This is a genomic window from Streptomyces arenae, from assembly GCF_022343545.1.
GTDB lineage: Bacteria > Actinomycetota > Actinomycetes > Streptomycetales > Streptomycetaceae > Streptomyces > Streptomyces humi.
Genome location: NZ_JAKQYH010000090.1, coordinates 296,477 through 318,768, shown reverse-complemented (window position 1 = coordinate 318,768; position 22,292 = coordinate 296,477). Strand labels below are relative to the sequence as shown.

Below are 22,292 nucleotides of genomic sequence, written 5' to 3'. Positions count from 1 at the left end.
GACGGGCATGGACGGTGGACCGCGGGTACCGGAGCAGCGGCGCCCCTCCTCCGCGGCGGAGGCGGCGGCGGTGCGCTTCAGCGTGCTCGGTCCGGTGCGCGCCTGGCGTGCGGAGGAGCCGCTCAACACCGGCTCCCCCCAGCAACGCGCGCTGCTCGCCGCCCTGTTGCTGCGCGAGGGCCGTACGGCCACCGCGGCCGAGCTGATCGACGCGCTGTGGGGCGCCGAACCGCCGTCGCAGGCACTGGCGGCGGTCCGCACCTACGCCTCCCGGCTGCGCAAGATCCTGGACCCCGGGGTCCTGGTCAGCGAGTCCGGCGGGTACGCGGTACGGGGGCTCGGCGAGGGCGCCCTGGACCTGGCCGCCGCGCAGGACCTGGCGGCGGAGGCGGAGAAGGCGCGGGGCGCCGGAGACCTGTCCCAGGCCCGTGACGTACTGAACCGGGCGCTCGCCCTGTGGGACGGCGAACCGCTGGCGGGCGTCCCCGGCCCGTACGCCGACGCGCAGCGGGTCCGCCTGGAGGAGTGGCGTCTGCAACTCCTGGAGTCCCGGCTGGACATGGACCTGGAGCAGGGCTGCCACGCGGAGGCGGTGTCCGAACTGACGGCGCTGACCGCGGCCCACCCGCTCCGCGAGCGGCTGCGCGAACTGCTCATGCTCGCCCTGTACCGCAGCGGCCGGCAGGCGGAGGCCCTCGCGGTCTACGCCGACACCCGCCGCCTGCTCGCCGAGGAACTGGGTGTGGACCCGCGTCCCGGCCTGCGCGAGCTCCAGCAGCGGATCCTCCGGGCCGACCCGGCCCTCGCGGAGCCCTCCGCCCCCGCGGCCGCACCGCCGGCCGCACCGGTGCGCCCCGCCCAACTCCCCGCGACCGTACCCGATTTCACGGGCCGTTCCGCCTTCGTCGCCGAGCTGAGCGAGGTGCTGGCCTCGGCGGAGGGCCGGGTGATGGCCGTGTCCGCGCTGGCCGGCATCGGGGGCGTCGGCAAGACCACCCTCGCCGTCCACGTGGCCCACCAGGCGCGGGCCGCCTTCCCGGACGGCCAGCTGTACGTCGACCTCCAGGGCGCCGGGGCGCAGGCGGCGGAGCCGGAGACGGTCCTCGGTTCCTTCCTGCGCGCCCTGGGCACGCCGGACTCCGCCGTCCCCGACTCCCTCGACGACCGCGCGGCCCTGTACCGCTCGGTCCTGGACGGCCGCCGGGTCCTCGTCCTGCTCGACAACGCGAAGGACGCGGCTCAGATACGCCCGCTGCTGCCGGGTACCGAGGGCTGCGCGGCCCTGGTCACCTCCCGGGTCCGCATGGTCGACCTGGCCGGGGCGCATCTGGTCGACCTGGACGTGATGTCCCCCGACGAGGCGCTCCAGCTCTTCACGCGGATCGTCGGCGAGGAGCGGGTGGCCTCGGAGCGTGAGGCGGCCCTGGACGTCGTCGCCGCCTGCGGCTTCCTCCCGCTCGCGATCCGCATCGCCGCGTCCCGCCTCGCGGCCCGCCGCACCTGGACGGTGTCGGTGCTGGCGGCGAAGCTCGCCGACGAACGCCGACGCCTCGACGAACTCCAGGCCGGCGACCTGGCGGTGAAGGCGACCTTCGAACTGGGCTACGGCCAGCTGGAACCGGCCCAGGCACGGGCGTTCCGCCTCCTGGGCCTGGCGGACGGCCCGGACATCTCGCTGGCGGCGGCCGCGGCGGTCCTCGCGCTCCCGTCGGAGGAGACCGAGGACCTGCTGGAGTCCCTGGTCGACACCTCCCTCCTGGAGTCGGCGGCACCGGGCCGCTACCGCCTGCACGACCTGGTCCGCCTCTACGCACGCGCGTGCGCGGAACGCGACGAACAGCCGCCGGGCGAACGCGAGGCGGCCCTGTCCCGCCTCCTGGACTTCTACCTTGCCACGGCGGCGGGGGTGTACGCGATCGAGCGCCCGGGCGACCGGACCGTGGAGCACCTGGAGCCGACCGGGTACCCCGGGCTCTCCTTCACGAGCCACCGGGCGGCACTGGACTGGCTGTACGCCGAGGCCGACTGCCTGCTGGCCTGTGCGCGGCAGTCCGTCCGCCGTGGCAGGCTGCGCGGCGCGATCGACCTGCTGTGGGTGGTCAAGGACCTCGCCGAGTCCGGTGCCAACGCGCGTGACTACGAGGTGGCGGCCACGGCTGTGCGAGACGCGGCCCAGACCCAGGCAGATCCGCTGGCCGAGGGCCGGGCCCGGATGGCGATCACCAACGTCCACATCGTCGCCGGGCGATTCGATCTGGCCGACGAGGAAGCCGCGCAGGCCATGAAACTGGCTGCGGCGACCAGGGATCCGCTGCCCAGCGGCGTGACACCGAACGACCGGGGGATCATCGCGCTCTACCAGGGGCGCCACCACGACGGCGAGGCCCACCTGAACCTGGCCATCGCCAACTACCGCGCCGACGGCAACCGGCCGGGCGAGGCCAGCGCCCTGTGCAACCTGTCCCGCATCCAACTGGCCACCGGCCGCGTCGCCGAGGCGGTCCGGCTGGCCGGTGAGGGCGTGGCGATCTACGACACTCTCGGGCACACCCTCAGAGGCGCGAACGCCCGGTACGCCTTGGGACTCGCCCTGACCCAGGCCGGACAGCCGGAGCAGGCCCTGGACTGCCTGGACGACGCCCTGAGCGTCTTCCAGGAGAGCCGGCAGCGTCTGTGGGAGGGCATGACCATCTTCCGTATGGCGGAGGTGCACCTGTGGGCACACCGCCCTGCCCAGGCCGCCACGATGGCGGAGCAGTCACTGTCCCTGCTGCGTGGCATCGGCGGTGAGTGGCGGCACGCGAACGTGCTCACCGTCCTGGGCCGCAGCCTGCGCGACATCGGACACTCCGACCGGGCCCGTGCCTGCTGGCGCGAGGCGCTGACGGTGTTCGAGCAACTGGGTGCCCACGAAGCCGACGAGGTACGCGCTCTGCTCGAACCGACGGCCGCTGCCTGACCTGCGCCGTCACGCGTTCATCGTTCGTTTATCGCCACACGCCATTCTCGATTCATCGATCCGGCGCGTCGGGGGGCAGGCGGATCGACACGGCAGGCCCACCCATTAGGGTGACGGCCGCCGCGCCTGTCCGGCGGCACCCGGGGGAGCTGCCGGACAGGCCTTGCCTACTTTCACGCAGAGGAGCACAACCGATGAGCGACGAGAAGACGAGCCAGTCGGTCACCACGCCCGACGAGAACCACGCGACCGACGTCGAGGACGTCGTGGCGCTGGAGAACCACGCGACCGGTGCGGAGAAGGCACTGCTGAAGAACAGCACCACCGACACCGAGGACGTCGTGGCGCTGGAGAACCACGCGACCGGTGCGGAGAAGGCGCTGCTGGAGAACCACGCCACCACCGAGGCCGCGGGCTGAACCACGACCAGGGGGAACACCGGCCGCGGCGGCGCCGAGGGGGAGCCGCCGCGGCCGAGGTGTGTTCAGCGGGTCCGTAGTACGCCCTTCACCACCTTCCCGCTCGCGTTTCTCGGGAGTTCCGCAACGAACTCCACCGTCCGTGGCACCTTGTAGTTCGCCATCTCGCGGCGGGACCAGGCGATCAGGTCGTCGGCGGTCAGCAGGGCGCCCGGGCGGCGGACCACGAACGCCCTGCCGACCTCGCCGAGACGGGCGTCCGGTACGCCGATCACCGCCACGTCGGCCACGTCCGGGTGCAGGCCGAGCAGTTGCTCTATCTCCGCCGGGTACGCGTTGAAGCCGCCGACGATGAACATGTCCTTCAGCCGGTCGGTGATGCGGAGGTTGCCCGCCGCGTCCAGGATCCCGACGTCGCCGGTGCGCAGCCAGCCGTCCGGTGTCAGCGTCGCGGCCGTCGCCGCCGGGTCCTCGTAGTAGCCGCGCATCACGTTGAAGCCCCGGACCAGCACCTCCCCGGTCTCGTCGACCCTCACCTCCGTCCCGGGTATCGCCCGCCCCGACGTCGACGCGATCACCGTCGGGTCGTCGCCCCGGCGGCACATGGTCACGATCCCGCTCGCCTCCGAGAGGCCGTAGGCGGTGAGGACCGTCTCGACGCCGAGTTCACCGCGCAGGCGTTCCACGAGCCGCAGGGGTACGACGGCGGCTCCGGTCACCACCAGGCGCAGCGCGGAGAGGTCGTGGGCGGCGCGTGCCGGGTGGTCCAGGAGGGACTGGTGGAGGGTCGGGGGGCCGGGCAGCACCGACACCCGTTCCGCGGCCACGTTGGCCAGGGCCGTCGCCACGTCGAACACCGGCTGCGGGATCATCGTCGCGCCGCGCATCAGGCAGGCGATCACCCCGGCCTTGTAACCGAAGGTGTGGAAGAAGGGGTTGACGATCAGGTAGCGGTCGGCGGCGCGCAGACCCGCCAGGTCGGCCCACACCTCGTAGGCCCGCAGGGTCTGCGCGTGTGTGATCATCGCGCCCTTGGGGCGTCCGGTCGTACCCGAGGTGAAGACGATGTCCGACAGGCAGTCGCCGTCCAACTCGGCAACCCGCAAAGCGACTTCGCGGGTCCCGACGCCCTCGCCCGCCGCCAGGAAGTCCTTCCAGGTGCGGAAGTCGGCGGGCGCGTCCTCGGCCAGCACCACCACGTCCCGCAGGTCCGGCAGGCCGGGCAGCGGACCGGGCCCGGTCCCCTCCCCCGCCGCCCGGCGCAGCGACGCCACGTACGAGGTGCCGAGGAACGTACCGGTCACGAACAGCAGCCGGGCCCCGCTGCGACGCAGCACGTCCGCCGCCTCCGCGCCCTTGAAGCGGGTGTTCAGCGGGACCAGCACCCCGCCCGCCGACACCGCGCCCAGCGCCGCGACGATCCACTCCAGGGAGTTCGGCGCCCAGATGCCGACCCGGTCGCCCGTGCCGACGCCGGCGGCCAGGCAGGCGGCCGCCGACCGTTCGACACGGGCACCCAGTTCGGCGTAGCTGATCCGGGTCCGGCCGTCCACCACCGCCTCGGCGTCCGCGTACCGCCTCGCCGCCGACCGCACCAGCCCCGGAACGGTCCCCCACTCCTTGTCACCGCGCACAACCGGCCTCCCCGGACGCATAGCTGACTGTCCGTCAGATTAGCTGTAGCCTGACGGCCTGTCAGCAAGCCGCGAGAGCCGTGGAGGTGCGGGCACATGGCCGGTCCCAGAGGCATCAAGGACGCCACCGCCATCGTCGGGATCGGGCAGACCCGCTTCGCGAAACGGCTCGACGAGGACGAGCGGACCCTCGCCTGCCGGGCCGTCCTCGCCGCCCTCGACGACGCCGGCATCGCCCCGGGCGAGGTGGACGCGCTCGCCTCCTTCACCATGGAGGAGACCGACGAGGTGGAACTGGCGAAGGCGGTCGGCCTCGGCGACCTGACCTTCTTCAGCAAGGTGGGATACGGGGGCGGCGGCTCCTGCGCCACGGTCGCCCACCTCGCCGCCGCGATCGCGAGCGGGCAGGCGTCGGTCGGGGTCGCGTGGCGGTCCCGGAAGCGCGGCAGCGGACCCAGGCCCTGGACCAACACCACCGTGCAACTCCCCACCCCCGCCCAGTGGACCCGCCCCTTCGGCCTGCTCCGGCCCGCCGACGAGATAGCCATGCTCACCCGCCGCTACATGCACGAGTACGGCGCCACCCGCGACCACCTCTTCAACGTCGCCCTCGCCTGCCGCAACCGCGCCAACCAGAACCCCGCCGCGATCATGTACGACCGTCCGCTCACCCGCGAGATGTACATGACCTCCCGCTGGATCAGCGAACCCCTCTGCCTCTTCGACAACTGTCTGGAGACGGACGGCGCACTGGCCTGCGTGGTCGTCTCCCGGGAACGCGCACGGGACTGCGCCCGGCCGCCCGTCTACGTCCACTCCGCCGCCCAGGGCCTGCCCGCCCAGCACCACGGCATGGTCAACTACTGGAACGACGACCCGCTCACCGGCCCGGCCTGGACCGCCGCCCGGCATTTGTGGAAGCACGCCGACCTCACCCCCGAGGACGTCGACGTCGCCCAGATCTATGACGCGTTCACCGCCCTCGTCCCGCTCTCCCTGGAGGGGTACGGCTTCTGCGGGCGCGGTGAGGGCGGCGCCTTCACCGAGCAGGGGGCGCTGGAGATTGGCGGGCGGCTGCCGGTCAACACCGGCGGCGGCGGGCTCAGCGAGGCCTACGTGCACGGCTTCAACCTCATCACCGAGGGCGTCAAGCAGTTGCGCGGCACCAGTACCGCGCAGGTCCCCGGCGCCGCCGCCTGCCTGGTCACCGCCGGCGAGGGCGTCCCGACCTCCGCCCTCCTCCTCACCAACCGGAGCTGACATGCTGCGACCGGTCACCGACACCGACGGCGCCCCCTTCTGGGAGTACGCGGCCCGCGGCGAACTCCGCGTCCAGGCCTGCGCCGACTGCCGTGAACCCCGGTTCCCGCCCCGCCCCTGCTGCCCGCACTGCCAGTCCTTCGCGAGCGAGTGGCGGCCGGTCAGCGGACGCGGCCGGATCTGGTCGTACGTCGTCCCGCACCCGCCGCTGCTGCCGGACTACGCGGCACAGGCCCCGTACAACGTCGTGGTGGTGGAGCTGGACGACGCCCCTCGGGTGCGGCTCGTGGGCAACCTGGTCAGCGAGGCCGGGGCCGCTCTCGGCTCCTTCCCCCCGGACCGCGTCCGGATCGGCGCCCGGGTGCAGGCGGTCTTCGCGGACGGTCTGCCGCAGTGGGTCCTGGAGCGGCCGTGACGGTGCGCGTCACGGCCGACAAGGACACCGGAGTCGCCGTCGTCACGCTCGACCGCCCCGAGCGGCACAACGCCGTCGACCTGGAGACGGCCGGCGAACTGTCCCGTACCTGGCGGGCGTTGCGGTTCGACGACACGGTGCGGGCCGTCGTCCTCACCGGGACCGGCGGACGCGCCTTCAGCACCGGCCTCGACCGGGACGCGGCGGTGCCGCAGCCCGCGTCGCCGTACAGCCAGGACGATCCGCTGCTCGCGATCGGGCCGAAGGCGAACGACCTGTGGAAGCCGGTGATCGCGGCGGTCGCCGGGATGGCCTGCGGGGGTGCGTTCTACCTCCTCGGGGAGGCGGACTTCGTCGTCGCCGACGAGACCGCGGTCTTCTTCGACCCGCACACCTCCTACGGCATGGTCAGCGCCTACGAGGCGGTGCTGATGGCCCAGCGGATGCCGTACGGGGAGGTGGCCCGGATGGTGCTGATGGGCAACGCGGAGCGGGTCTCCGCGCGGCGGGCGTACGAGGTGGGGCTGGTGTCCGAAGTGACGGAGGCGGGCGGGGCGTTGGCGGCGGCGGTGCGCTGCGCGCGCGTCATCGCCGGGTATCCGACGGAAGGGGTGCAGGGGAGCGTGCGGGCCCTGTGGGCGGCGAAGGAGGCGGCGCGGGAACGGGGGTTCGCGACGGCGCCGCACCTCATCACACTGGGGAACCTGCCGGAGGAGCGGCAGGCGCAGCTGTTCGCCGACCGGCCGCGCACACCTCCCCGTATCCGGTGAGAGAGGTCCGCCCAAGGGGTAGCGGCTCTGCGTCGCAGGGCGACTGCGGGTGCGTGGGGGCTGATCGCGCAGTTCCCCGCGCCCCTAAAAGAAGGGCCGGTGCAGTGCGCCCCCTTTAGGGGCGCGGGGAACTGCGCGAATGACCCCCGCGCACCCGCAGCCGACACTCGACCGTCGGCCGGGGTCACGCCGTGCGGGCCGTCCCCGTGCCCTTCTCCGCGTCCAGGGCGTACACGCACCGGTCCTTGCTGCACGCGTACACGACCCCGTCGCGCACCACCGGCGACCCGGTGATCTCCCCGCCCGTCGCCAGCTTCCACCGCAACCGGCCGTCGTCGGCCTTCAGGGTGTACAGCAGGTGGTCGGTGGAGCCGAAGTGGATCCGGCCCTCGGCCACCGCCGGGGCGCCGACCACGTCACCGCCCGCCTGGAACCGCCACTTGGGCGTCCCGGTGACCGCGTCCAGGGTGTACAGGCCCTTGCCGCTGCCGACGTGGACATGGCCCGCCGCCACCAGCACCGGCTCGATCGACGCCCGGGCCTCGGTGGCGATGCGCCAGCGGTCGCGGCCGTCCGTGGCGTCGAGGGCGTAGACCGTGCCCAGGTAGTCGGCCAGGTAGATGCCTCCGCCCGTGACCGCGGGGCCCGGCACGAACGCCGGCGGGGAGAGGAACACCGCCGGTGCCTCGAAGTGCCAGCGGACCCGCCCCGTCGCGGTGTCGAGGGCGATGACACGGGTGCCGGCGGAGGCGTACACGAAGCCGTCGTCGGCGTGGGTGAGGCGGACCGGGACGCCGCCGCAGGAGGCCGCGTCGCCGATGGGGTACGACCAGCGTTCCTCGCCCGTCCTGGCGTCCAGCGCGCGCAGCCTCGCGTCCTGCCAGACGAAGACCTTGCCCTCGTGCAGGGCGGGCCCGGACTCGGGCGCCTCGAAGTCGGTCTGGGCGCCGGACAGCTCCCAGAGCTTCTGCCCGGTGGAGGCCTCCCAGGCCTGTACCCCGCCGCCCCGGGTACCGGTGACGAGGGTGCCGCGGTCGGCCTTGAGGGAGTACACCCAGGCGTCGGTGGACAGCCGCCACAGGTCGCCGCCCTCACGGGCCTCCAGGGCGAACAGGGTGGGGCCGTCGGAGGCGTGGATACGGCCGTCGGCGACCGCCATGGACCAGGCGACGTCGCGGGTCTTGAAGCGGCGGCGGCCGGTGGCGACGTCGAGGGCGTGCACCTCGAAGGAGGTGACGTAGACGAGGTCGCCGTCGACGGACGGGGTGCCCCAGACGTCGTTGGACATCCGGAACCGCCAGGGCCGCCAGCCGGACGCCGTCTCCGGGGGCTGGACCGGCACCGGCGGTACGGCGGGGTCGGCGCCGTTGACCCCGGGGCCGGGGCGGGACCAGCTGGCCACCAGGCCGGCCTCCGGCGGGGGCGCCTTGACGGCGGCGGCGCGGGCGTCGGCGACCCGCGGTCCCGGGCCGATCGGCACCTGGCCGCCGGCCAGCCGGACCGGGCCGGTGTCGGGGGCGCCGACCGGGACGGGCGCGGGGATGGCGGGGTCGTACGACGGCGGCGGCGGAAGCACCGGACGGCCGCCGCCGCGGCCGCCGGACGGGTGGGCGGAGGGCTTCACGGCCGGACGGCCGCCGCGGCGGGACTCGATCAGCCCGACCGCCTTCTCGGGCAGCCAGGCGGACGCCGTACCGCTGTCGTCGGAGCCGGAGCCGAACAGATGGGGGGCCAGCTGGGCCTGGAGGTCGGCCGGGTTGGGGCGGGCGGCGGCCTCCATCTGCATACAGGACTCGATGAGGGGGCGCAGCTCGTCCGGGAGGCCTTCGAGGTCCGGGCCCTCGCGCAGCAGCATGAAGACGGTCTCGACCGGGTTGGCGCCGTGGAAGGGCGGGTGGCCGGTGGCGGCGAAGACCAGCATGGAGCCCAGCGAGAAGACGTCGCTGGCGCCGGTGACGCTACGGGAGTCCTTGGCCTGCTCGGGGGACATGTAGGCGGGGGTGCCGACCGCGACGTTGGTCATGGTCAGGCGGGTGTTGGAGACGCCGGAGGCGATACCGAAGTCGATCACCCGGGGGCCGTCCTCCACGACGAGGACGTTGGAGGGCTTGAGGTCGCGGTGGACCAGCCCGGCGCCGTGGATCGACTGGAGGGCCTCGGCGACGCCCGCGGCGAGCCAGCGAACGGCCTGGGCCGGCAGCGGCCCGCAGTCGTTCACTATCTCCTCGAGCGAGGGCGCGGGCACGTAGGCGGTGGCGAGCCACGGCACGGCGGCGCGCGGGTCGGCGTCGACGACGGCCGCGGTGTAGAAGCCGGAGACCGCGCGGGCCGCCTCCACCTCGCGGGTGAAGCGGACCCGGAACAGCTGGTCCTCGGCGAGCTCCGTCCGGACCGTCTTGATCGCCACGCGCCGGCCGGACGCCGAGCGCGCGAGATAGACCAGCCCCATGCCGCCGGCCCCCAGCCGTCCCAGCACCTCGAACGGCCCGATCCGCCGCGGATCGTGCTGCGTCAGCTGATCCACCACTTGCCTGCCACCTCCCCGTACGGGCCACGTCCACCCACATATGTACGCGACCCCGTGCAGCGTCTCACCACCGCACCGCCGTGGCGGCACGCACCCCGATTCTTCCTGGCCCGAGCGCAGGTTGCGAACCCGGCGACCAATCGGGGTGTCTCGTGACAAAGTGAGACATTTGACTGCCGACATCCACCTTCCGGTGACCTCAGCGTTGCAGCAGCGCGAAGGACGCCCCCTGATTGTCGGTCACGACGGCCACTTTTCCGTACGACGTCTCGAAAGGCGGCGCCTGGACCCGGCCGCCGAGCTGCCGTACCGCCCCGGTCGCGGCCTCCACGTCCCCGGTGCGGAAGTGCACGACGAACTGGGACGGCATCCCGGCCGCGAACACCTCGGTCACCGGGGCCCGGCCGAAGTCCGGGTCGGCACCGGCGCCGAACAGGGCGTCGTGGAAGAGGCGGGCGTAGAAGGCGTTGGCCGCGTCGGTGTCGCTGGTGTAGAGCTGCGCCCAGGCGAAGGTGCCGGGGGCGTGCCGGACGCCGAAGCCGCGGTGGGCGCCGGCCTGCCAGACGCCGAAGACGGCTCCCTGCGGGTCGGCGACCAGCGCGGCGGTGCCGAGGTCGCGGACGGGCGCGGGGGCCGTCACGACGGTGCCGCCGGCCACCAGGACGCGCCGGCACAGGTCGCCGGCGTCGGGGGTGGCGAAGAACACCGTCCAGGCGGTGGGCATCCGGCCGTCCGTCTTCCGCGCCAGCCTCGCGACGTCCGCGCCGCCCAGCCGGGCCCACGCGGAACCCCCGCCGGCGGCACCGGCGGCTCCGTCCGCGGGGTCGGCGGTGTCGTTCTCGAAGCTCCATCCGAAGAGGTCACCGTAGAACCGCTTGCCCGCCTCGACGTCGGGAAGCTGGACGTCCACCCAGCACGGGACGCCCTCCGCGTACGCGGCTGCCCTGTTTTCGGCCATGTCGTCAAAGTAACCGCCCCGCCCGCACCCCGCAGACCGGCCGCACCCGCCCGGAGTGACCGGGGCGTTCCCGCCCGTTTCCCTTCCGGGCAGACTCCCTCCACACCCGCGCACCCCATTTGCAGTCGGCCGAATCGCGCTCAGATCACCCCTCGGTAAGCTGACGGCATGACAGGACAAGTGCGTACCGTCGACGGCCGGGTGGCCGGTCGGCGTGGGCAGGCGACCCGGCAGAAACTGCTCGACTGCCTCAGCGAGATGCTCAGCTCCTCCCCGTACCGGGACGTCAAGGTCATCGATGTCGCCCGGAAGGCGGGGACTTCGCCCGCGACCTTCTACCAGTACTTCCCGGACGTCGAGGGCGCCGTCCTGGAGATCGCCGAGCAAATGGCCACCGAGGGCGGCCAGTTGACGGAGCTGCTGGCCGGGCGCTCCTGGGTCGGCAAGGCCGGCTGGGCGACCGCGCAGGAACTCGTGGACGGCTTCCTGGAGTTCTGGCGCAAGAACGACGCGATCCTGCGCGTGGTCGACCTCGGTGCCGCCGAAGGGGACAAACGGTTCTACAAGATCCGCATGAAGATCCTGAACTCGGTGAACAACTCCCTGACCGACTCCATCTCGGAGTTGCAGTCCAAGGGCAGGGTCGACAAGGACGTGAACCCGGCGGCGGTGGCCGGTTCGCTGGTCGCGATGCTCGCGGCCGTCGCCGCGCACCAGAAGGGGTTCCAGAGCTGGGGCGTGAAGCAGGCCGAACTCAAGCCGAACCTGGCCCTGTTGGTGCACCTGGGCGTGACCGGGAAGAAGCCCACGAAGTAACCCGAGCACGGGGTCCTGTCTGGCAGGCGGTGGTTCACGCACAGCGGTGAACCACCGCCTGTCGCCCTACGCGGGCAGCGGCCGGTCCCGCACCACGTGCTTCATCACCAGCGTCGAGTTCAGCCGCTGCACCCCCGGCAGGGTCGCGAGCCGTTCGTCGTAGAGCCGCTGGAAGGCGGCGAGGTCGGCGGTGGCCACCCGCAGCAGGTAGTCGGGTTCGCCGAACAGCCGCTGCGCGTCCAGCACATGGGGGATCTCGGCGAGCGCCCGCTCGAAGTCGGCGACCGTGTCCCGGTCCTCCTGCCGCATCGACACGAACACCAGCGCCTCGAAGGTCAGCCCCACGGCGGCCGGTTCCACCACCGCCCGGTACCCGCTGATCGCACCCGTCCGCTCCAGTTCGCGCAGCCGGCGGTGGCAGGGCGAGACGCTCAGCCGCACCCGCCCGGCCAGTTCGGTCACGGTCAGCCGCCCGTCCTGCTGGAGCTCGGCAAGGATTTTCCGGTCCATGTCGTCCATGGGGCAGATTCTCCCCGAGAACCGCCGGTCCCGAGCAAATTTTGACAACACTTTCGGGCAGTACGCGCCTAATGTCCCCTCCATGGACCTCACCCCTCTGCTCTCCTTCCTCGCCGTCGACCTGCTGCTGGTCTGCGTCCCGGGCGCCGACTGGGCGTACGTGATCGCCGCCGGGGTGCGCGGCCGCCCGGTGGGACGGGCGGTGGCGGGCCTGGTCGCCGGGTACGCGCTGCACACGGCGCTGGCGGTCGCGGGGCTCGCGGTGCTGGTGGCGGGGTCGCCGCGGCTGCTGACGGCGCTCACGGTGGCGGGCGCCGGCTACCTGCTGTGGCTGGGCTGGAGCGTGCTGCGCCACCCGGCGGCACCGCGGGCGGCGGACGGCGGCGCGGACGGCGGAGCCGGTGGCTTCTGGCGGGGGGCGGCGATCAGCGGGCTGAACCCCAAGGGGCTGCTGCTCTACCTCTCCGTGCTCCCCCAGTTCCTGGTGACCGAGGGTGCCCACGCCCCGGTGGCGGCCCAGACGGCCCTGCTCGGCGCCCTCCACATGGCGTGCTGCGCCGCCGTCTACCTGACCGTCGGCGTCCTGGCCCGCCGCCTGCTCGCCGCCCGCCCGAGGGCGGCCCGTGCGGTGACCCGCACCTCGGGGGCGGCCATGCTGGGCATCGGCGCACTCCTCCTCGCCCAGCACGCGCTGTGAGGCCCGGCACCGCCGTCACGCCGTGCGGTCCAGCCGGAAGACCCTGATCTCCCGTTCCACGCGCTCCTGGTAGGCCGCGTACGGCGGCCAGAAGACCAGCAGCGCCCGCCAGGCCGCCGCCCGCTCCTCCCCCGTCAGCAGCCGGGCGGTGACCGGGATGTCCCGCCCCTTCCAGCTGATCCCGGCGTCCGGATGCCGGAGCAGGTTGCGCGTCCAGGCGGGGTGACCGGTCCGACCGAAGTTGGACCCGACCAGGTACCAGCCGTCGCCGTCGGGCATGCACGCGAGCGGCGTACGGCGGGGCTGCCCGCTGCGCGCCCCCGTGGAGGTGAGGACCACCCCGGGCAGCATCCGCGCGCTGAGCAGCACCCGGCCCCCGCTGAGCCGGTGCACCGCCCGGTCCAGCGCCGGGACGACGTGCGGCGCGACCTTCGCGAACCCCCGGGTCGCGGACACCTTCTGCACCAGCCGCACCCCGATCACATCGCCACCCCCGCACCCTCGAACAGACCGGCTTGGCCGGCCGCGTGGTCGCGCAGCCGGTGCACGGGCCCGAAGAGCGACTCGTCCCCGGCGGCCCGCTTGAAGTACAGATGCGCCTCGTGCTCCCAGGTGAACCCGATCCCGCCGTGCAACTGGATGCCCTCCCCGGCGGCGGTCCGCAGCGCCTCCAGCGCCTGCGCGAGCGCCACCCCGCCGACCCGTTCGCCGTGGACCGTCGCCCAGGCCGCGTAGTAGGCCGCCGACCTGGCCGCGCGCACCGCCACGTACACGTCGGCCAGCCGGTGCTTGACCGCCTGGAAGGAGCCGATCGGCCGCCCGAACTGCTCGCGCTGCTTCACGTACTCGACGGTCCGTTCCAGCACCCGGTCGGCCGCCCCCACCGCCTCGCCCGCGAGCACGGCGGCGGCCGCGTCCCCGAGGGCGGCGAGGGCGGGATGGATGTCGGTGTCCTCGTCGCCCAGCAACTCGGCCGATACGTCGCGCAGTTGGACGCGCGCCTGCCCGCGGGTCGGGTCAAGGGCGGTCCGCCGCGTCCGTACGACCCCGGTGGCGTCCCCCGCGACCAGGAAGAGCAGCACACGCGAGCGGGCGTACCCTCCGGCGTGCGCCGGGACCAGCAGGAGCCCGGCGCTGTGGCCGTCCAGCACCTGGTCGGCCTCCCCGTACAGCCGCCAGCCCTCCGCCGTGCGCCGTGCCTGGACCCCGCCGGCCCGGCCGCCGCCGGCCCAGTCGGCGGCGGGCGGGCCGGTGAGCGCGAGGGCGGCGCCGAGCCGGGTGCCGGGGACGGCGAGCGCGGCGGTGAGACCGCCGGCGGCGATCCTCGGGAGCAGTTCGGCACGCTGGGCCCCGGTACCGAGGGCGAGCAGCAGCGGGGCGGCGAGGACGGCGGTGGCGAGGAACGGGGAGGGAGCGAGGGTGCGCCCCAACTCCTCCGCGGCCAGAGCGACTTCCGTGAGCGTGCAGCCGACGCCGCCGTACTCCTCGGGCAGCGCGAGTCCGGGCAGGCCGAGTTGTTCGGCGAGGGCGGTCCACAGGCCGGGGTCGTGGCCCTCCGCCCGGTCCACGGCGGCCCGTACGTCCTCCGTGCCGCAGCGCTTGTGGAGCAGTTCCCGCAGGGCGCGCCGGATCTCGTCCTGCTCGTCGGTGAAGCGGGCGTCCATGACGGGACCTCCTGACGATCTGACGGCCCGTCATGTTAGGGGCGCCGGATGCAGATGCCCAGGGGCGGCGAGCGGCAGATCTGATGTACCGTCAGATTCATGACTGGACCCCGCAAGGTCGCCGTGGTCGGTGTGTCCCTCTCCGACTGCGGCCGGGTGGACGAGGCCACCCCCTACGCCCTGCACGCCCAGGCGGCCCGGCGCGCGCTGGCCGACGCGGGCCTCGGCCGCCGGGTGGTGGACGGCTTCGCGTCGGCGGGCCTCGGCACGCTGGCGCCGGTGGAGGTGGCCGAGTACCTGGGCCTGCGCCCCACCTGGGCCGACTCCACCTCCGTCGGGGGCGCCACCTGGGAGGTGATGGCGGCGCACGCGGCGGACGCGATAGCGGCGGGCCACGCCAACGCGGTGCTGCTGGTGTACGGCTCGACGGCCCGCGCCGACATCAGGGCGGGCCGCCGGACCGGGAACCTGTCCTTCGGTGCCCGCGGCCCGCTTCAGTTCGAGGTCCCCTACGGCCACACGCTGGTCGCCAAGTACGCGATGGCGGCCCGCCGCCACATGATCGAACACGGCACGACCCTCGAGCAGCTGGCCGAGGTGGCGGTCCAGGCCCGGGCGAACGCGGCGCTGAACCCGGAGGCGATGTTCCGCACCCCGATCACGGTCGACGACGTCCTGTCAGGACCGATGATCGCCGACCCCTTCACCAAGCTGCACTGCTGCATCCGCTCCGACGGCGGCGCGGCGGTGCTGCTGGCGGCCGAGGAGTACGTACGGGACTGCCGTACCGCCCCGGTGTGGGTGCTGGGGACGGGCGAGAGCCTGTCCCACGCCACGATGTCGGAGTGGCCGGACTTCACGGTGTCCCCGGCGGCGGTCAGCGGTGAACTGGCGTTCCGGCGGGCCGGGGTCACCCCCGCCGACATCGACTTCGCCGAGATCTACGACGCGTTCACCTACATGACGCTGGTGACGCTGGAGGACCTCGGCTTCTGCGCCAAGGGCGAGGGCGGGGCGTTCGTGGAGAAGGGGCGGCTGCGGGTGGCGGGCGGGGAGTTTCCGGTGAACACGGACGGGGGCGGCCTCTCGGCCCAGCACCCGGGGATGCGGGGCCTGTTCCTGCTCGTGGAGGCGGTACGGCAGCTGCGCGGCGAGGCCGGTGACCGGCAGGTGCGCCGGGCGGACGGGGGACTGCCGGAACTCGGGGTGGCGTCGGGGACGGGGGGCTGGTTCTGCTCGTCGGGGACGGTGGTGCTGGGGCGGGGGTGAGCGCGACCGGTGCCCCGTCCGTATGGGAATCCGGCGTACCGCGGCAACCTTTCCGGCCCCGGCGGCCACTGCCGTACCGGAAGCTTCGATGTTTCGAAGGACGTGCACCGCCGAACCGCGTAAGGATCCCCCGTGGCCTCCTCCACCCATCGCCGCCGCCCGCGGCAGCACCGGGACTTCGAATGGCAGCCGGTCCGCGGCCCGTTGCTCGCGGTGGCCGCCGTCGCCGGCGTCGCCCTGTTGGTGACGCTGGTCGTGGCGTTCCGCCCCGGCGGCTCGGACGGCGGCGGGCAGGCCCGTGCCGTGTCCGCGTCCTCCTCGGCGACCGCGGCCGGCGCGCCGGAACGGGCGTCGGCACCGTCGTCCGCGTCACCCGGCTCGCCCAAGCCGTCGTCCGCCGAGCCGGCACCCACGGCGAGCAGGCGCACCACGGCGCCGTCGGCGTCCACGGCCCGGCCGGCGGCCTCCCCGGCCCGGCAGGCGGCGACCGGCACCGCCCGCACCCCGGCTACCACCACCGCCCCCGCGCCCGGCCGGATCCGCCCCGGCACCACCTACGACGGGGTCGCCACCGCGTACGACGCCGGCGACGGCAACGGCGCCTGCTCCTACGGCCCGACCTCCGACGTGATGACCGCGGCGATGAACACCGCCGACTACGAGACGGCCAAGGCGTGCGGGGCGTACGTGTCCGTCCGCGCGGCGGGCGGCGCGTCGATCACGGTACGGATCACCAACGAGTGCCCGGCGCCCTGCGCGGTGGGCCAGCTGGACCTCAGCAGGCAGGCGTTCGCGAAGCTGGCGCCGCTCTCGGCCGGCCGGATCGCGATCACCTGGAGCCTGCTCAGCCCGGCCACCTCCGACACCGTCTCGATCCGCTACAAGACCGGCTCCACCCAGTACTGGTGCGGCATCCAGGCGATCGGCCACCGCAACCCGCTGGCCCGCCTGGAGGTCCGCACCGGCGGTGGCTGGCTGGCGCTGACCCGCACCGGGTACAACTACTTCCTCTCCGAGCAGGGCACCGGCTGCGGGAGCGGGATCCGGCTCACCGACATCTACGGCGAGCAGCTGGTCGTACCCGCCCTCGCGGTGCGCCCGGACACGGTCCAGCGGACCGGCCTCCAGTTCACCCGCCACTGAGAGGGCGGAGCCCCCGAGGGCGCTACCCGCGCACCGGGACGACGCGGTGGCCGCGGCCGGCCCCGGGACCGTCGGTGAGGAGTCGGACGCCGATGTGGCCGCGGCGGACCGTGAACGCGGTCAGGGCCACGGCGAGGAGGACGCCGGCGACGACCACGCCGGCCGGCACCAGGGCGGCCGACGGCTGCCCCGGCGGGCGGGTGGCGGCGCCCTCGTGGAGGGCGTAGCCGAGCGAGACGGCGCAGAGGAGCAGCGCGAGGACGCCGGCCGCCGCCCAGGCCGCGCGGACGCGCCGGGTGCGGGCGTGGTCGCGCACCTCGGCCAGGACCGGGACCGCGCAGACGGGACACTCCAGCTCGACCCGGTCCAGGCCGACGGCCGGCCGGACCAGCTGGAAGTCACGGGCGGCCCAGGTCACAGCACGCGTACGGCGCCGTCCGGCATCGCCGCGCACGTGGCGTACGGCCACTTTCACGGTCCTGGGTCCCCTCATGCCGGACAGTGTGCTGCCGGGGCGCGGGCGTTCGCAGCGGTTTGCCCGGCCGGCCCCGCGCGTGCGCACTTCGGGGAACGCCCGGACGCCGTACGAGCCCCTGATGACACGGCTGCCGGAGGTGCCCGAGTGATACTCGGCACATGGCAGCAACGGATCTCCACACGCTCCTGAAATCGCTCCGCGTCTGGTCCCCCGAGAACACGGACCTACGGCCGTTCGACCCGGCGGCCGCTCCCGACGCCCCGCTCCCGCTCTTCACCACGTGGTTCGCGGAGGCGGTGGCGGCCGGGCAGCCGGAGCCGCACACCGTGTCGCTGGCGACGGCGGACGCGGAGGGCCGGGCGGACGTACGGATCGTGATGCTGCACGGCGCGGACGCCGGCGGCTGGTCCTTCGCCTCGCACGTGACCAGCCGCAAGGGACACCAGCTGAACGCGCGCCCGTACGCGGCCCTGGTCTTCTACTGGCCGGTGCTGGGCCGCCAGGTCCGGCTCCGGGGCCCGGTCACCGCCGCCCCGTCCGAGGAGAGCCAGGCGGATCTGCACGCCCGCTCGACGGGTGCCCTGGCCGCCGCGCTCACCGGCCTGCAGAGCGGGAGGCTGTCCTCGCTCGAGGAGCTGCGCGAGGCGTCCGAAGCGGCCTGGGAACGCGCCCGCGCCGACCCCACCGCCCTCTCCCCGACCTGGACCCTCTACCACCTGCGCCCCGAGGAGGCCGAGTTCTTCCAGGGCGACCCGGAACGCCGGCACGTACGCCTGCGGTACGCCGCGCGGCCGGACGGCGGGTGGCACAGGGAACTGCTCTGGCCGTGACCGGCCCGCCCACCGTGACCGACGAGGGTCCTGGGACCGGTCACGGAGCCTGCGCACCGACGCCCCGGGGCGCGCGGTCCTATCCGGCCGTGGGTTCCCCGCCGGGCGCTCTCGCCGTGAGGTCCGCGTCCGCCCACCAGGCGGGGGCGCAGGCCACGACGGCCAGGACCAGGTCGTCCTTGGTGGTGGCCGGGTCGCCCAGCCACACCCCGATCGCCCCGGCGAATCCGTGGGCGAGGAAGCCGGCCATCACCTCGTGGCGGGCGCCCGGGACGTCCGGGCCGGAGGCCCGGGCGAGGTAGTCGAGGGCGTAGCCGGTGAAGTGCCGGACCAGCGCGTCGTAGACCCCGCGGTCCGCCGGGTCGTCGAGGGCGTGCCGGTAGACGCCCGCGAACCGTTCGACGTGATCGGCCACCTCGGTGACGGCCAGCCGCAGCAGCTCCGTGCTGGCCACCCCCTCGGCACGCCGCCGGTCCTCCAGCCGGTGCCCGGCCTCCAGGTCCGCGTACAGAGCGGCGACGAGAGCGTCCAGGGGGCTGCCGTACCGGTTGTAGAACGTCGCCCGGGTGACTCCGGCGCGCCCGGCCAGCCGGGCGACGGTGATCCGGGAGACGGGCTGCTCGGAGGCGAGCTCGACGACCGCCCGCCGCAGAGCGGCGACGGTGCGGACGGCCCGGGGATCGGTGTTCTCAACGGCGGATCTCATCGACACCTCCGTCCCGTTTTCCTCCGGTTGCCGACACTCGTTACCAGTGCTCTTATGCAGATGTCAAATAGTTCGCGGGTTTAGTCGCCATTTCGCACGCTTCTCCCACTTCTCCCGCTCGTCTCCCGCCCCTTCTCCCGTTCTTCTCCCGCCCCTTCTCCCGCTCATCCGCTTTCCGAGAAAGCCGGTATCGATCATGTCTGAGCAATCCACGGTCCGCAGCGTGACCTACGACCTGCTGCGGTCCCTCGGCCTGACGACGGTCTTCGGGAACCCCGGCTCCACCGAGCAGCCGTTCCTCCAGGAGTTCCCCGAGGACTTCACCTACGTCCTGGGACTCCAGGAAGCGTCCGTCATCGCGATGGCCGACACCTTCGCCCAGGTCACCGGCCGCCCCGCGCTGGTCAACCTGCACTCCTCGGCCGGGATGGGCAACGCGATGGGCAACCTGGTGGCGGCCTACCACGGCAACACGCCCCTCATCCTCACCTCGGGGCAGCAGCACCGGGAGCTGGTGATCGGGGAGCCGTACCTCGGCAACCGGGAGGCCACCGAGCTGCCGAAGCCGTGGGTGAAGTGGTCGTACGAACCGGCCCGCGCCGAGGACGTCCCCGAGGCCTTCCTGCGTGCCTACGCGACGGCCCTCCAGCCGCCCGCCGGCCCGGTCTACCTGTCCGTCCCCATGGACGACTGGAAGCGGCCGCTGTCCGGTTTCACCCGCACGCGGACGGTCAGCGTCCGGGTCGCCCCCGACCCCGAGCGGCTGCGCGGCTTCGCCGAGCGCATCTCCGCCAGCCGCCGTCCCGCGCTGGTCTTCGGCCCCGAGGTGGACCGCGCCGGCGGCTGGGACGCGGCGGTGGCCCTCGCGGAGAAGCTGCGCGCGACCGTCTACGGCGCCCCGCTGCTGGACCGGGCCTCCTTCCCCGAGGACCACCCCCTGTTCGCCGGGCCGCTCGGCATGTCGGTGAAGACCATCGGCGACCGGCTGACCGGGCACGACCTGGTGGTGGTCATCGGCGGCGAGGTGTTCCGCTACTACCCCTACGTGCCCGGCCCCTACCTGCCCGAGGGCACCGAACTCCTGCACATCACCGGCAACCCCGACGTGGCGGCCTCGGCACGCGTGGGCGACAGTCTGCTGGGCGATCCGAGGGCGGCGATCGAACTGCTCCTCGAAACGGTCACGGAAGGCTCCGCCCGCCCCGCCCCGCAGCCGATGCCGCGTCCCCGCGAGCTCCCGCCGGCGCCGAACAGGCCGATGACGCCCCCGGAGGTCTACGCCACGCTGAGCAGTGTCCGCCCGGCCGACGCGGTCATCGTCAACGAGTCCACCTCGACCATGGCCCAGCAGATCGAGTGGCTGCCCACCAACCGCACCGGCTCCTTCTTCGCCACCGCCAGCGGCGGCATCGGCTGGGGCACCCCGGCCGCCGTCGGGGTCGCGCTCGGCGACCGGGACCGGGGCGTGCGGCGCCCCGTCGTCGGCCTGATCGGCGACGGTTCCTTCCAGTACTCCGTACAGGCCGTCTACACCGCCGCACAGCACCGGCTCCCGATCGTCTACGTCGTCATGCACAACCAGGAGTACTCGATCCTCAAGTCGTTCGCCGTGCTCGAGGAGACACCCGGCGTCCCCGGCCTCGACCTGCCCGGCCTCGACATCGCCTCCGTGGCCCGCGGCTTCGGCTGCCGGGCCGTCGACGTGGAGACCGCCGGCGACCTGGAGCGGGAGTTCAAGTCGGCCCTGACCGCCGACACCACCACCGTCATCGTCGTCGCCACGCAGCCGCAGAAGGCCATGCTCTAGGGCGGTCCGCGGCACCGGACAGGGAACGGCAGTCATGGACTTCGGACTGAAGGACCGGGTGTACGTCGTCACCGGCGGCACCCGGGGACTGGGCAGGGCGGCCGCGCGGGAACTGGTGGCGGACGGTGCGCGGGTGGTCGTCAGCGGCCGCGGCGAGGAGTCCGTGGCCGACACCGTGCGGCAGCTCGGCGGCCCCGGACAGGCCACCGGGGTCGCGGCCGACAACGCCGACCCCGGGACCCCGGACCGGCTCGTCGCCGCGGCCCGCGACGCCTTCGGGCAACTGGACGGGATCCTGGTCAGTGTCGGCGGGCCGCCCCTGGGCAGCTCCGACACCATCGGCGACGACCAGTGGCGCGCGGCCTTCGAGTCGGTCTTCCTCGGCGCGGTGCGGCTCTCGCGGGCCGTACTGCCGGAACTGGGCGAGGGCGGGGTCATCGCCTTCGTCCTCTCCAGTTCCGTGTACGAACCCATCCCCGGGCTGGCCACCTCCAACGCCCTGCGCCCGGCCCTCGCGGGCTATGCGAAGACCCTCGCCGACGAGGTGGGGCCACGGGGCGTCCGCGTCGTCGGTCTGGTCCCCGCCCACATCGAGACCGGCCGGGTACGGGAACTCGACGCCCGCTCCGGCGATCCCGACGCGGCCCGCGAGCGGGCGGTCGGCAGCGCTCCCCTGCGCAGGTACGGCACCCCGGACGAGTTCGGCCGCGCCGCCGCCTTCCTCCTGTCGCCCGCCGCGTCGTACCTGACGGGCACGATGTTCCAGATCGACGGCGGCGTGCGCAGAGGCTTCTGACCGGGTCGGCGACCCGGGAACCCGGAACGGAGGACACCATGCCCGTCTACACCTGCACGGCGGCCCGGGGGACGCTGACCAGCGAGGTGAAAGCCCGGCTGGCCGCCGAGATCACCCGGATCCACGCGGCCGCCAACCACGTGCCCCCGGCCTACGTCAACGTGGTCTTCGCCGAACTTCCCGCGGACAGCGTCTTCGCGGGCGGGCGGCCCGCGGCGCCGCTCATCCTCACCGGCTGGGTGCGGCGCGGCCATCCGCAGGACGAGGCGACCCGGCTGGCGGTGGAGCTGTCCTCGGCACTCGCCCGGGTCTCCGGACTCGACGAGGACCGGACCATGGTGGTGCTCCAGGACGGCCCCGCCCGGTCCGCCGTCGAAGGCGGCCGCGTCCTCCCCGAACCGGGCGAGGAGCACGAATGGCTGACCGGGACCACAGACTGACAGCACGACACGACACGACACGCGCACCGCAGGCCGCGCGCACGGCACGCGCACCGCAGGCCCCGCGCACGGCACGCGCACCGCAGGCCCCGCGCACGGCACGCGCACCGCAGGCCGCGCAGCGCGGCCCTCCGACCGGCCCCCGCCGCGCGGCCGGAGAGGGGACGGCGCACACGGCCCGGACC

The 22,292-nt window shown here is 73.8% G+C and carries 21 protein-coding genes; 13 read left to right on the top strand and 8 right to left on the bottom strand.

Annotated features, from left to right (window positions below; genetic code table 11):
- The first annotated feature begins 7 nt into the window (after positions 1–7).
- Positions 8–2,959: an AfsR/SARP family transcriptional regulator gene (locus MB828_RS43500; protein ID WP_301652970.1), complete on the top strand. Its 2,952-nt coding sequence runs from the start codon at positions 8–10 to the stop codon at positions 2,957–2,959.
- A gap of 194 nt (positions 2,960–3,153) precedes the next feature.
- Entirely contained in the window at positions 3,154–3,378 is a 225-nt protein-coding gene (locus MB828_RS43495; protein ID WP_301652969.1) for a hypothetical protein, read from the top strand.
- A gap of 65 nt (positions 3,379–3,443) precedes the next feature.
- Here MB828_RS43495 and MB828_RS43490 read toward each other — a convergent pair whose 3' ends face one another.
- Positions 3,444–5,033 carry a FadD3 family acyl-CoA ligase gene (locus MB828_RS43490; protein ID WP_301652968.1) on the bottom strand — a complete coding sequence of 530 codons (1,590 nt, stop codon included), beginning with the start codon at positions 5,031–5,033 and terminating at the stop codon, positions 3,444–3,446.
- 75 nt (positions 5,034–5,108) lie between these two features.
- Here MB828_RS43490 and MB828_RS43485 point away from each other — a divergent pair, with 75 nt between their 5' ends.
- From MB828_RS43485 to MB828_RS43475, 3 genes are read left to right on the top strand one after another with little or no spacing between them, the layout of a single operon-like run.
- Positions 5,109–6,272 (top strand): lipid-transfer protein, encoded by a 1,164-nt coding sequence (locus MB828_RS43485; RefSeq protein WP_301652967.1) that lies wholly within the window; start codon positions 5,109–5,111, stop codon positions 6,270–6,272.
- Position 6,273: 1 nt separating this feature from the next.
- Entirely contained in the window at positions 6,274–6,687 is a 414-nt protein-coding gene (locus tag MB828_RS43480; protein ID WP_301652966.1) for a Zn-ribbon domain-containing OB-fold protein, read from the top strand.
- A complete protein-coding gene (locus MB828_RS43475; protein ID WP_301652965.1) occupies positions 6,684–7,457 on the top strand; it encodes an enoyl-CoA hydratase/isomerase family protein in 774 nt (257 codons plus the stop codon). The genes MB828_RS43480 and MB828_RS43475 overlap by 4 nt, the downstream gene beginning before the upstream one ends.
- A 184-nt stretch (positions 7,458–7,641) precedes the next feature.
- On the opposite strand, the gene MB828_RS43470 is transcribed toward MB828_RS43475, so the two are convergent.
- Complete coding sequence (locus MB828_RS43470) at positions 7,642–9,984, bottom strand: PQQ-binding-like beta-propeller repeat protein (RefSeq protein ID WP_301652964.1); 2,343 nt, start codon at positions 9,982–9,984, stop codon at positions 7,642–7,644.
- 199 nt (positions 9,985–10,183) lie between these two features.
- On the bottom strand, positions 10,184–10,942 hold the full coding sequence (locus MB828_RS43465) for a VOC family protein (RefSeq protein ID WP_301652963.1): 759 nt from the start codon (positions 10,940–10,942) through the stop codon (positions 10,184–10,186).
- 168 nt (positions 10,943–11,110) lie between these two features.
- Here MB828_RS43465 and MB828_RS43460 point away from each other — a divergent pair, with 168 nt between their 5' ends.
- Entirely contained in the window at positions 11,111–11,758 is a 648-nt protein-coding gene (locus MB828_RS43460; RefSeq protein WP_301652962.1) for a TetR family transcriptional regulator, read from the top strand.
- Positions 11,759–11,824: 66 nt separating this feature from the next.
- On the opposite strand, the gene MB828_RS43455 is transcribed toward MB828_RS43460, so the two are convergent.
- On the bottom strand, positions 11,825–12,277 hold the full coding sequence (locus MB828_RS43455) for an Lrp/AsnC family transcriptional regulator (RefSeq protein ID WP_133026581.1): 453 nt from the start codon (positions 12,275–12,277) through the stop codon (positions 11,825–11,827).
- A gap of 82 nt (positions 12,278–12,359) precedes the next feature.
- On the opposite strand from MB828_RS43455, the gene MB828_RS43450 reads away from it, so the two are divergent.
- A complete protein-coding gene (locus tag MB828_RS43450; protein WP_301652961.1) occupies positions 12,360–12,974 on the top strand; it encodes a LysE family translocator in 615 nt (204 codons plus the stop codon).
- A 15-nt stretch (positions 12,975–12,989) separates the two neighbouring features.
- Here the strand turns inward: MB828_RS43450 and MB828_RS43445 are convergent, their stop codons facing one another.
- Positions 12,990–13,457: a nitroreductase family deazaflavin-dependent oxidoreductase gene (locus MB828_RS43445; RefSeq protein WP_301652960.1), complete on the bottom strand. Its 468-nt coding sequence runs from the start codon at positions 13,455–13,457 to the stop codon at positions 12,990–12,992.
- The gene (locus MB828_RS43440) at positions 13,454–14,638 is read right to left on the bottom strand and encodes an acyl-CoA dehydrogenase family protein (RefSeq protein WP_301652959.1); all 1,185 of its coding nucleotides are present in this window, start codon (positions 14,636–14,638) and stop codon (positions 13,454–13,456) included. The genes MB828_RS43445 and MB828_RS43440 overlap by 4 nt, the downstream gene beginning before the upstream one ends.
- A 99-nt stretch (positions 14,639–14,737) precedes the next feature.
- On the opposite strand from MB828_RS43440, the gene MB828_RS43435 reads away from it, so the two are divergent.
- Both MB828_RS43435 and MB828_RS43430 read left to right on the top strand, forming a co-directional pair.
- Positions 14,738–15,907, top strand: a complete 1,170-nt coding sequence (locus MB828_RS43435; RefSeq protein WP_301652958.1) for a thiolase C-terminal domain-containing protein — start codon at positions 14,738–14,740, stop codon at positions 15,905–15,907.
- A 132-nt stretch (positions 15,908–16,039) separates the two neighbouring features.
- The gene (locus tag MB828_RS43430) at positions 16,040–17,050 is read left to right on the top strand and encodes an expansin EXLX1 family cellulose-binding protein (protein ID WP_301652957.1); all 1,011 of its coding nucleotides are present in this window, start codon (positions 16,040–16,042) and stop codon (positions 17,048–17,050) included.
- 22 nt (positions 17,051–17,072) lie between these two features.
- Here the strand turns inward: MB828_RS43430 and MB828_RS43425 are convergent, their stop codons facing one another.
- The gene (locus tag MB828_RS43425; RefSeq protein ID WP_301652956.1) at positions 17,073–17,543 is read right to left on the bottom strand and encodes a hypothetical protein; all 471 of its coding nucleotides are present in this window, start codon (positions 17,541–17,543) and stop codon (positions 17,073–17,075) included.
- A 143-nt stretch (positions 17,544–17,686) separates the two neighbouring features.
- Here MB828_RS43425 and MB828_RS43420 point away from each other — a divergent pair, with 143 nt between their 5' ends.
- Positions 17,687–18,358, top strand: a complete 672-nt coding sequence (locus MB828_RS43420) for a pyridoxine/pyridoxamine 5'-phosphate oxidase (RefSeq protein ID WP_301652955.1) — start codon at positions 17,687–17,689, stop codon at positions 18,356–18,358.
- Between the two features lie 79 nt (positions 18,359–18,437).
- Here MB828_RS43420 and MB828_RS43415 read toward each other — a convergent pair whose 3' ends face one another.
- Positions 18,438–19,064, bottom strand: a complete 627-nt coding sequence (locus MB828_RS43415; protein ID WP_301652954.1) for a TetR/AcrR family transcriptional regulator — start codon at positions 19,062–19,064, stop codon at positions 18,438–18,440.
- A 196-nt stretch (positions 19,065–19,260) separates the two neighbouring features.
- Between MB828_RS43415 and mdlC the strand changes: the two genes are divergently transcribed.
- From mdlC to MB828_RS43400, 3 genes are read left to right on the top strand one after another with little or no spacing between them, the layout of a single operon-like run.
- The gene (gene mdlC, locus MB828_RS43410) at positions 19,261–20,871 is read left to right on the top strand and encodes a benzoylformate decarboxylase (RefSeq protein ID WP_301652953.1); all 1,611 of its coding nucleotides are present in this window, start codon (positions 19,261–19,263) and stop codon (positions 20,869–20,871) included.
- 34 nt (positions 20,872–20,905) lie between these two features.
- Positions 20,906–21,667, top strand: coding sequence for an SDR family oxidoreductase (locus MB828_RS43405; protein ID WP_301652952.1), 762 nt, complete (start codon positions 20,906–20,908; stop codon positions 21,665–21,667).
- Positions 21,668–21,705: 38 nt separating this feature from the next.
- Positions 21,706–22,107, top strand: coding sequence for a tautomerase family protein (locus MB828_RS43400; RefSeq protein ID WP_301652951.1), 402 nt, complete (start codon positions 21,706–21,708; stop codon positions 22,105–22,107).
- The last annotated feature ends 185 nt before the right edge of the window (positions 22,108–22,292 follow it).

Excerpts from the sequence above, each read along its gene's own strand:
- MB828_RS43500 (WP_301652970.1), top strand. The coding sequence starts at position 8 with ATGGACGGTGGACCGCGGGTACCGGAGCAGCGGCGCCCCTCCTCCGCG.
- MB828_RS43495 (WP_301652969.1), top strand. The coding sequence starts at position 3,154 with ATGAGCGACGAGAAGACGAGCCAGTCGGTCACCACGCCCGACGAGAAC.
- MB828_RS43490 (WP_301652968.1), bottom strand. The coding sequence starts at position 5,033 with ATGCGTCCGGGGAGGCCGGTTGTGCGCGGTGACAAGGAGTGGGGGACC.
- MB828_RS43485 (WP_301652967.1), top strand. The coding sequence starts at position 5,109 with ATGGCCGGTCCCAGAGGCATCAAGGACGCCACCGCCATCGTCGGGATC.
- MB828_RS43480 (WP_301652966.1), top strand. The coding sequence starts at position 6,274 with ATGCTGCGACCGGTCACCGACACCGACGGCGCCCCCTTCTGGGAGTAC.
- MB828_RS43465 (WP_301652963.1), bottom strand. The coding sequence starts at position 10,942 with ATGGCCGAAAACAGGGCAGCCGCGTACGCGGAGGGCGTCCCGTGCTGG.
- MB828_RS43460 (WP_301652962.1), top strand. The coding sequence starts at position 11,111 with ATGACAGGACAAGTGCGTACCGTCGACGGCCGGGTGGCCGGTCGGCGT.
- MB828_RS43455 (WP_133026581.1), bottom strand. The coding sequence starts at position 12,277 with ATGGACGACATGGACCGGAAAATCCTTGCCGAGCTCCAGCAGGACGGG.
- MB828_RS43450 (WP_301652961.1), top strand. The coding sequence starts at position 12,360 with ATGGACCTCACCCCTCTGCTCTCCTTCCTCGCCGTCGACCTGCTGCTG.
- MB828_RS43440 (WP_301652959.1), bottom strand. The coding sequence starts at position 14,638 with ATGGACGCCCGCTTCACCGACGAGCAGGACGAGATCCGGCGCGCCCTG.
- MB828_RS43435 (WP_301652958.1), top strand. The coding sequence starts at position 14,738 with ATGACTGGACCCCGCAAGGTCGCCGTGGTCGGTGTGTCCCTCTCCGAC.
- MB828_RS43425 (WP_301652956.1), bottom strand. The coding sequence starts at position 17,543 with ATGAGGGGACCCAGGACCGTGAAAGTGGCCGTACGCCACGTGCGCGGC.
- MB828_RS43420 (WP_301652955.1), top strand. The coding sequence starts at position 17,687 with ATGGCAGCAACGGATCTCCACACGCTCCTGAAATCGCTCCGCGTCTGG.
- MB828_RS43415 (WP_301652954.1), bottom strand. The coding sequence starts at position 19,064 with ATGAGATCCGCCGTTGAGAACACCGATCCCCGGGCCGTCCGCACCGTC.
- mdlC (WP_301652953.1), top strand. The coding sequence starts at position 19,261 with ATGTCTGAGCAATCCACGGTCCGCAGCGTGACCTACGACCTGCTGCGG.
- MB828_RS43405 (WP_301652952.1), top strand. The coding sequence starts at position 20,906 with ATGGACTTCGGACTGAAGGACCGGGTGTACGTCGTCACCGGCGGCACC.
- MB828_RS43400 (WP_301652951.1), top strand. The coding sequence starts at position 21,706 with ATGCCCGTCTACACCTGCACGGCGGCCCGGGGGACGCTGACCAGCGAG.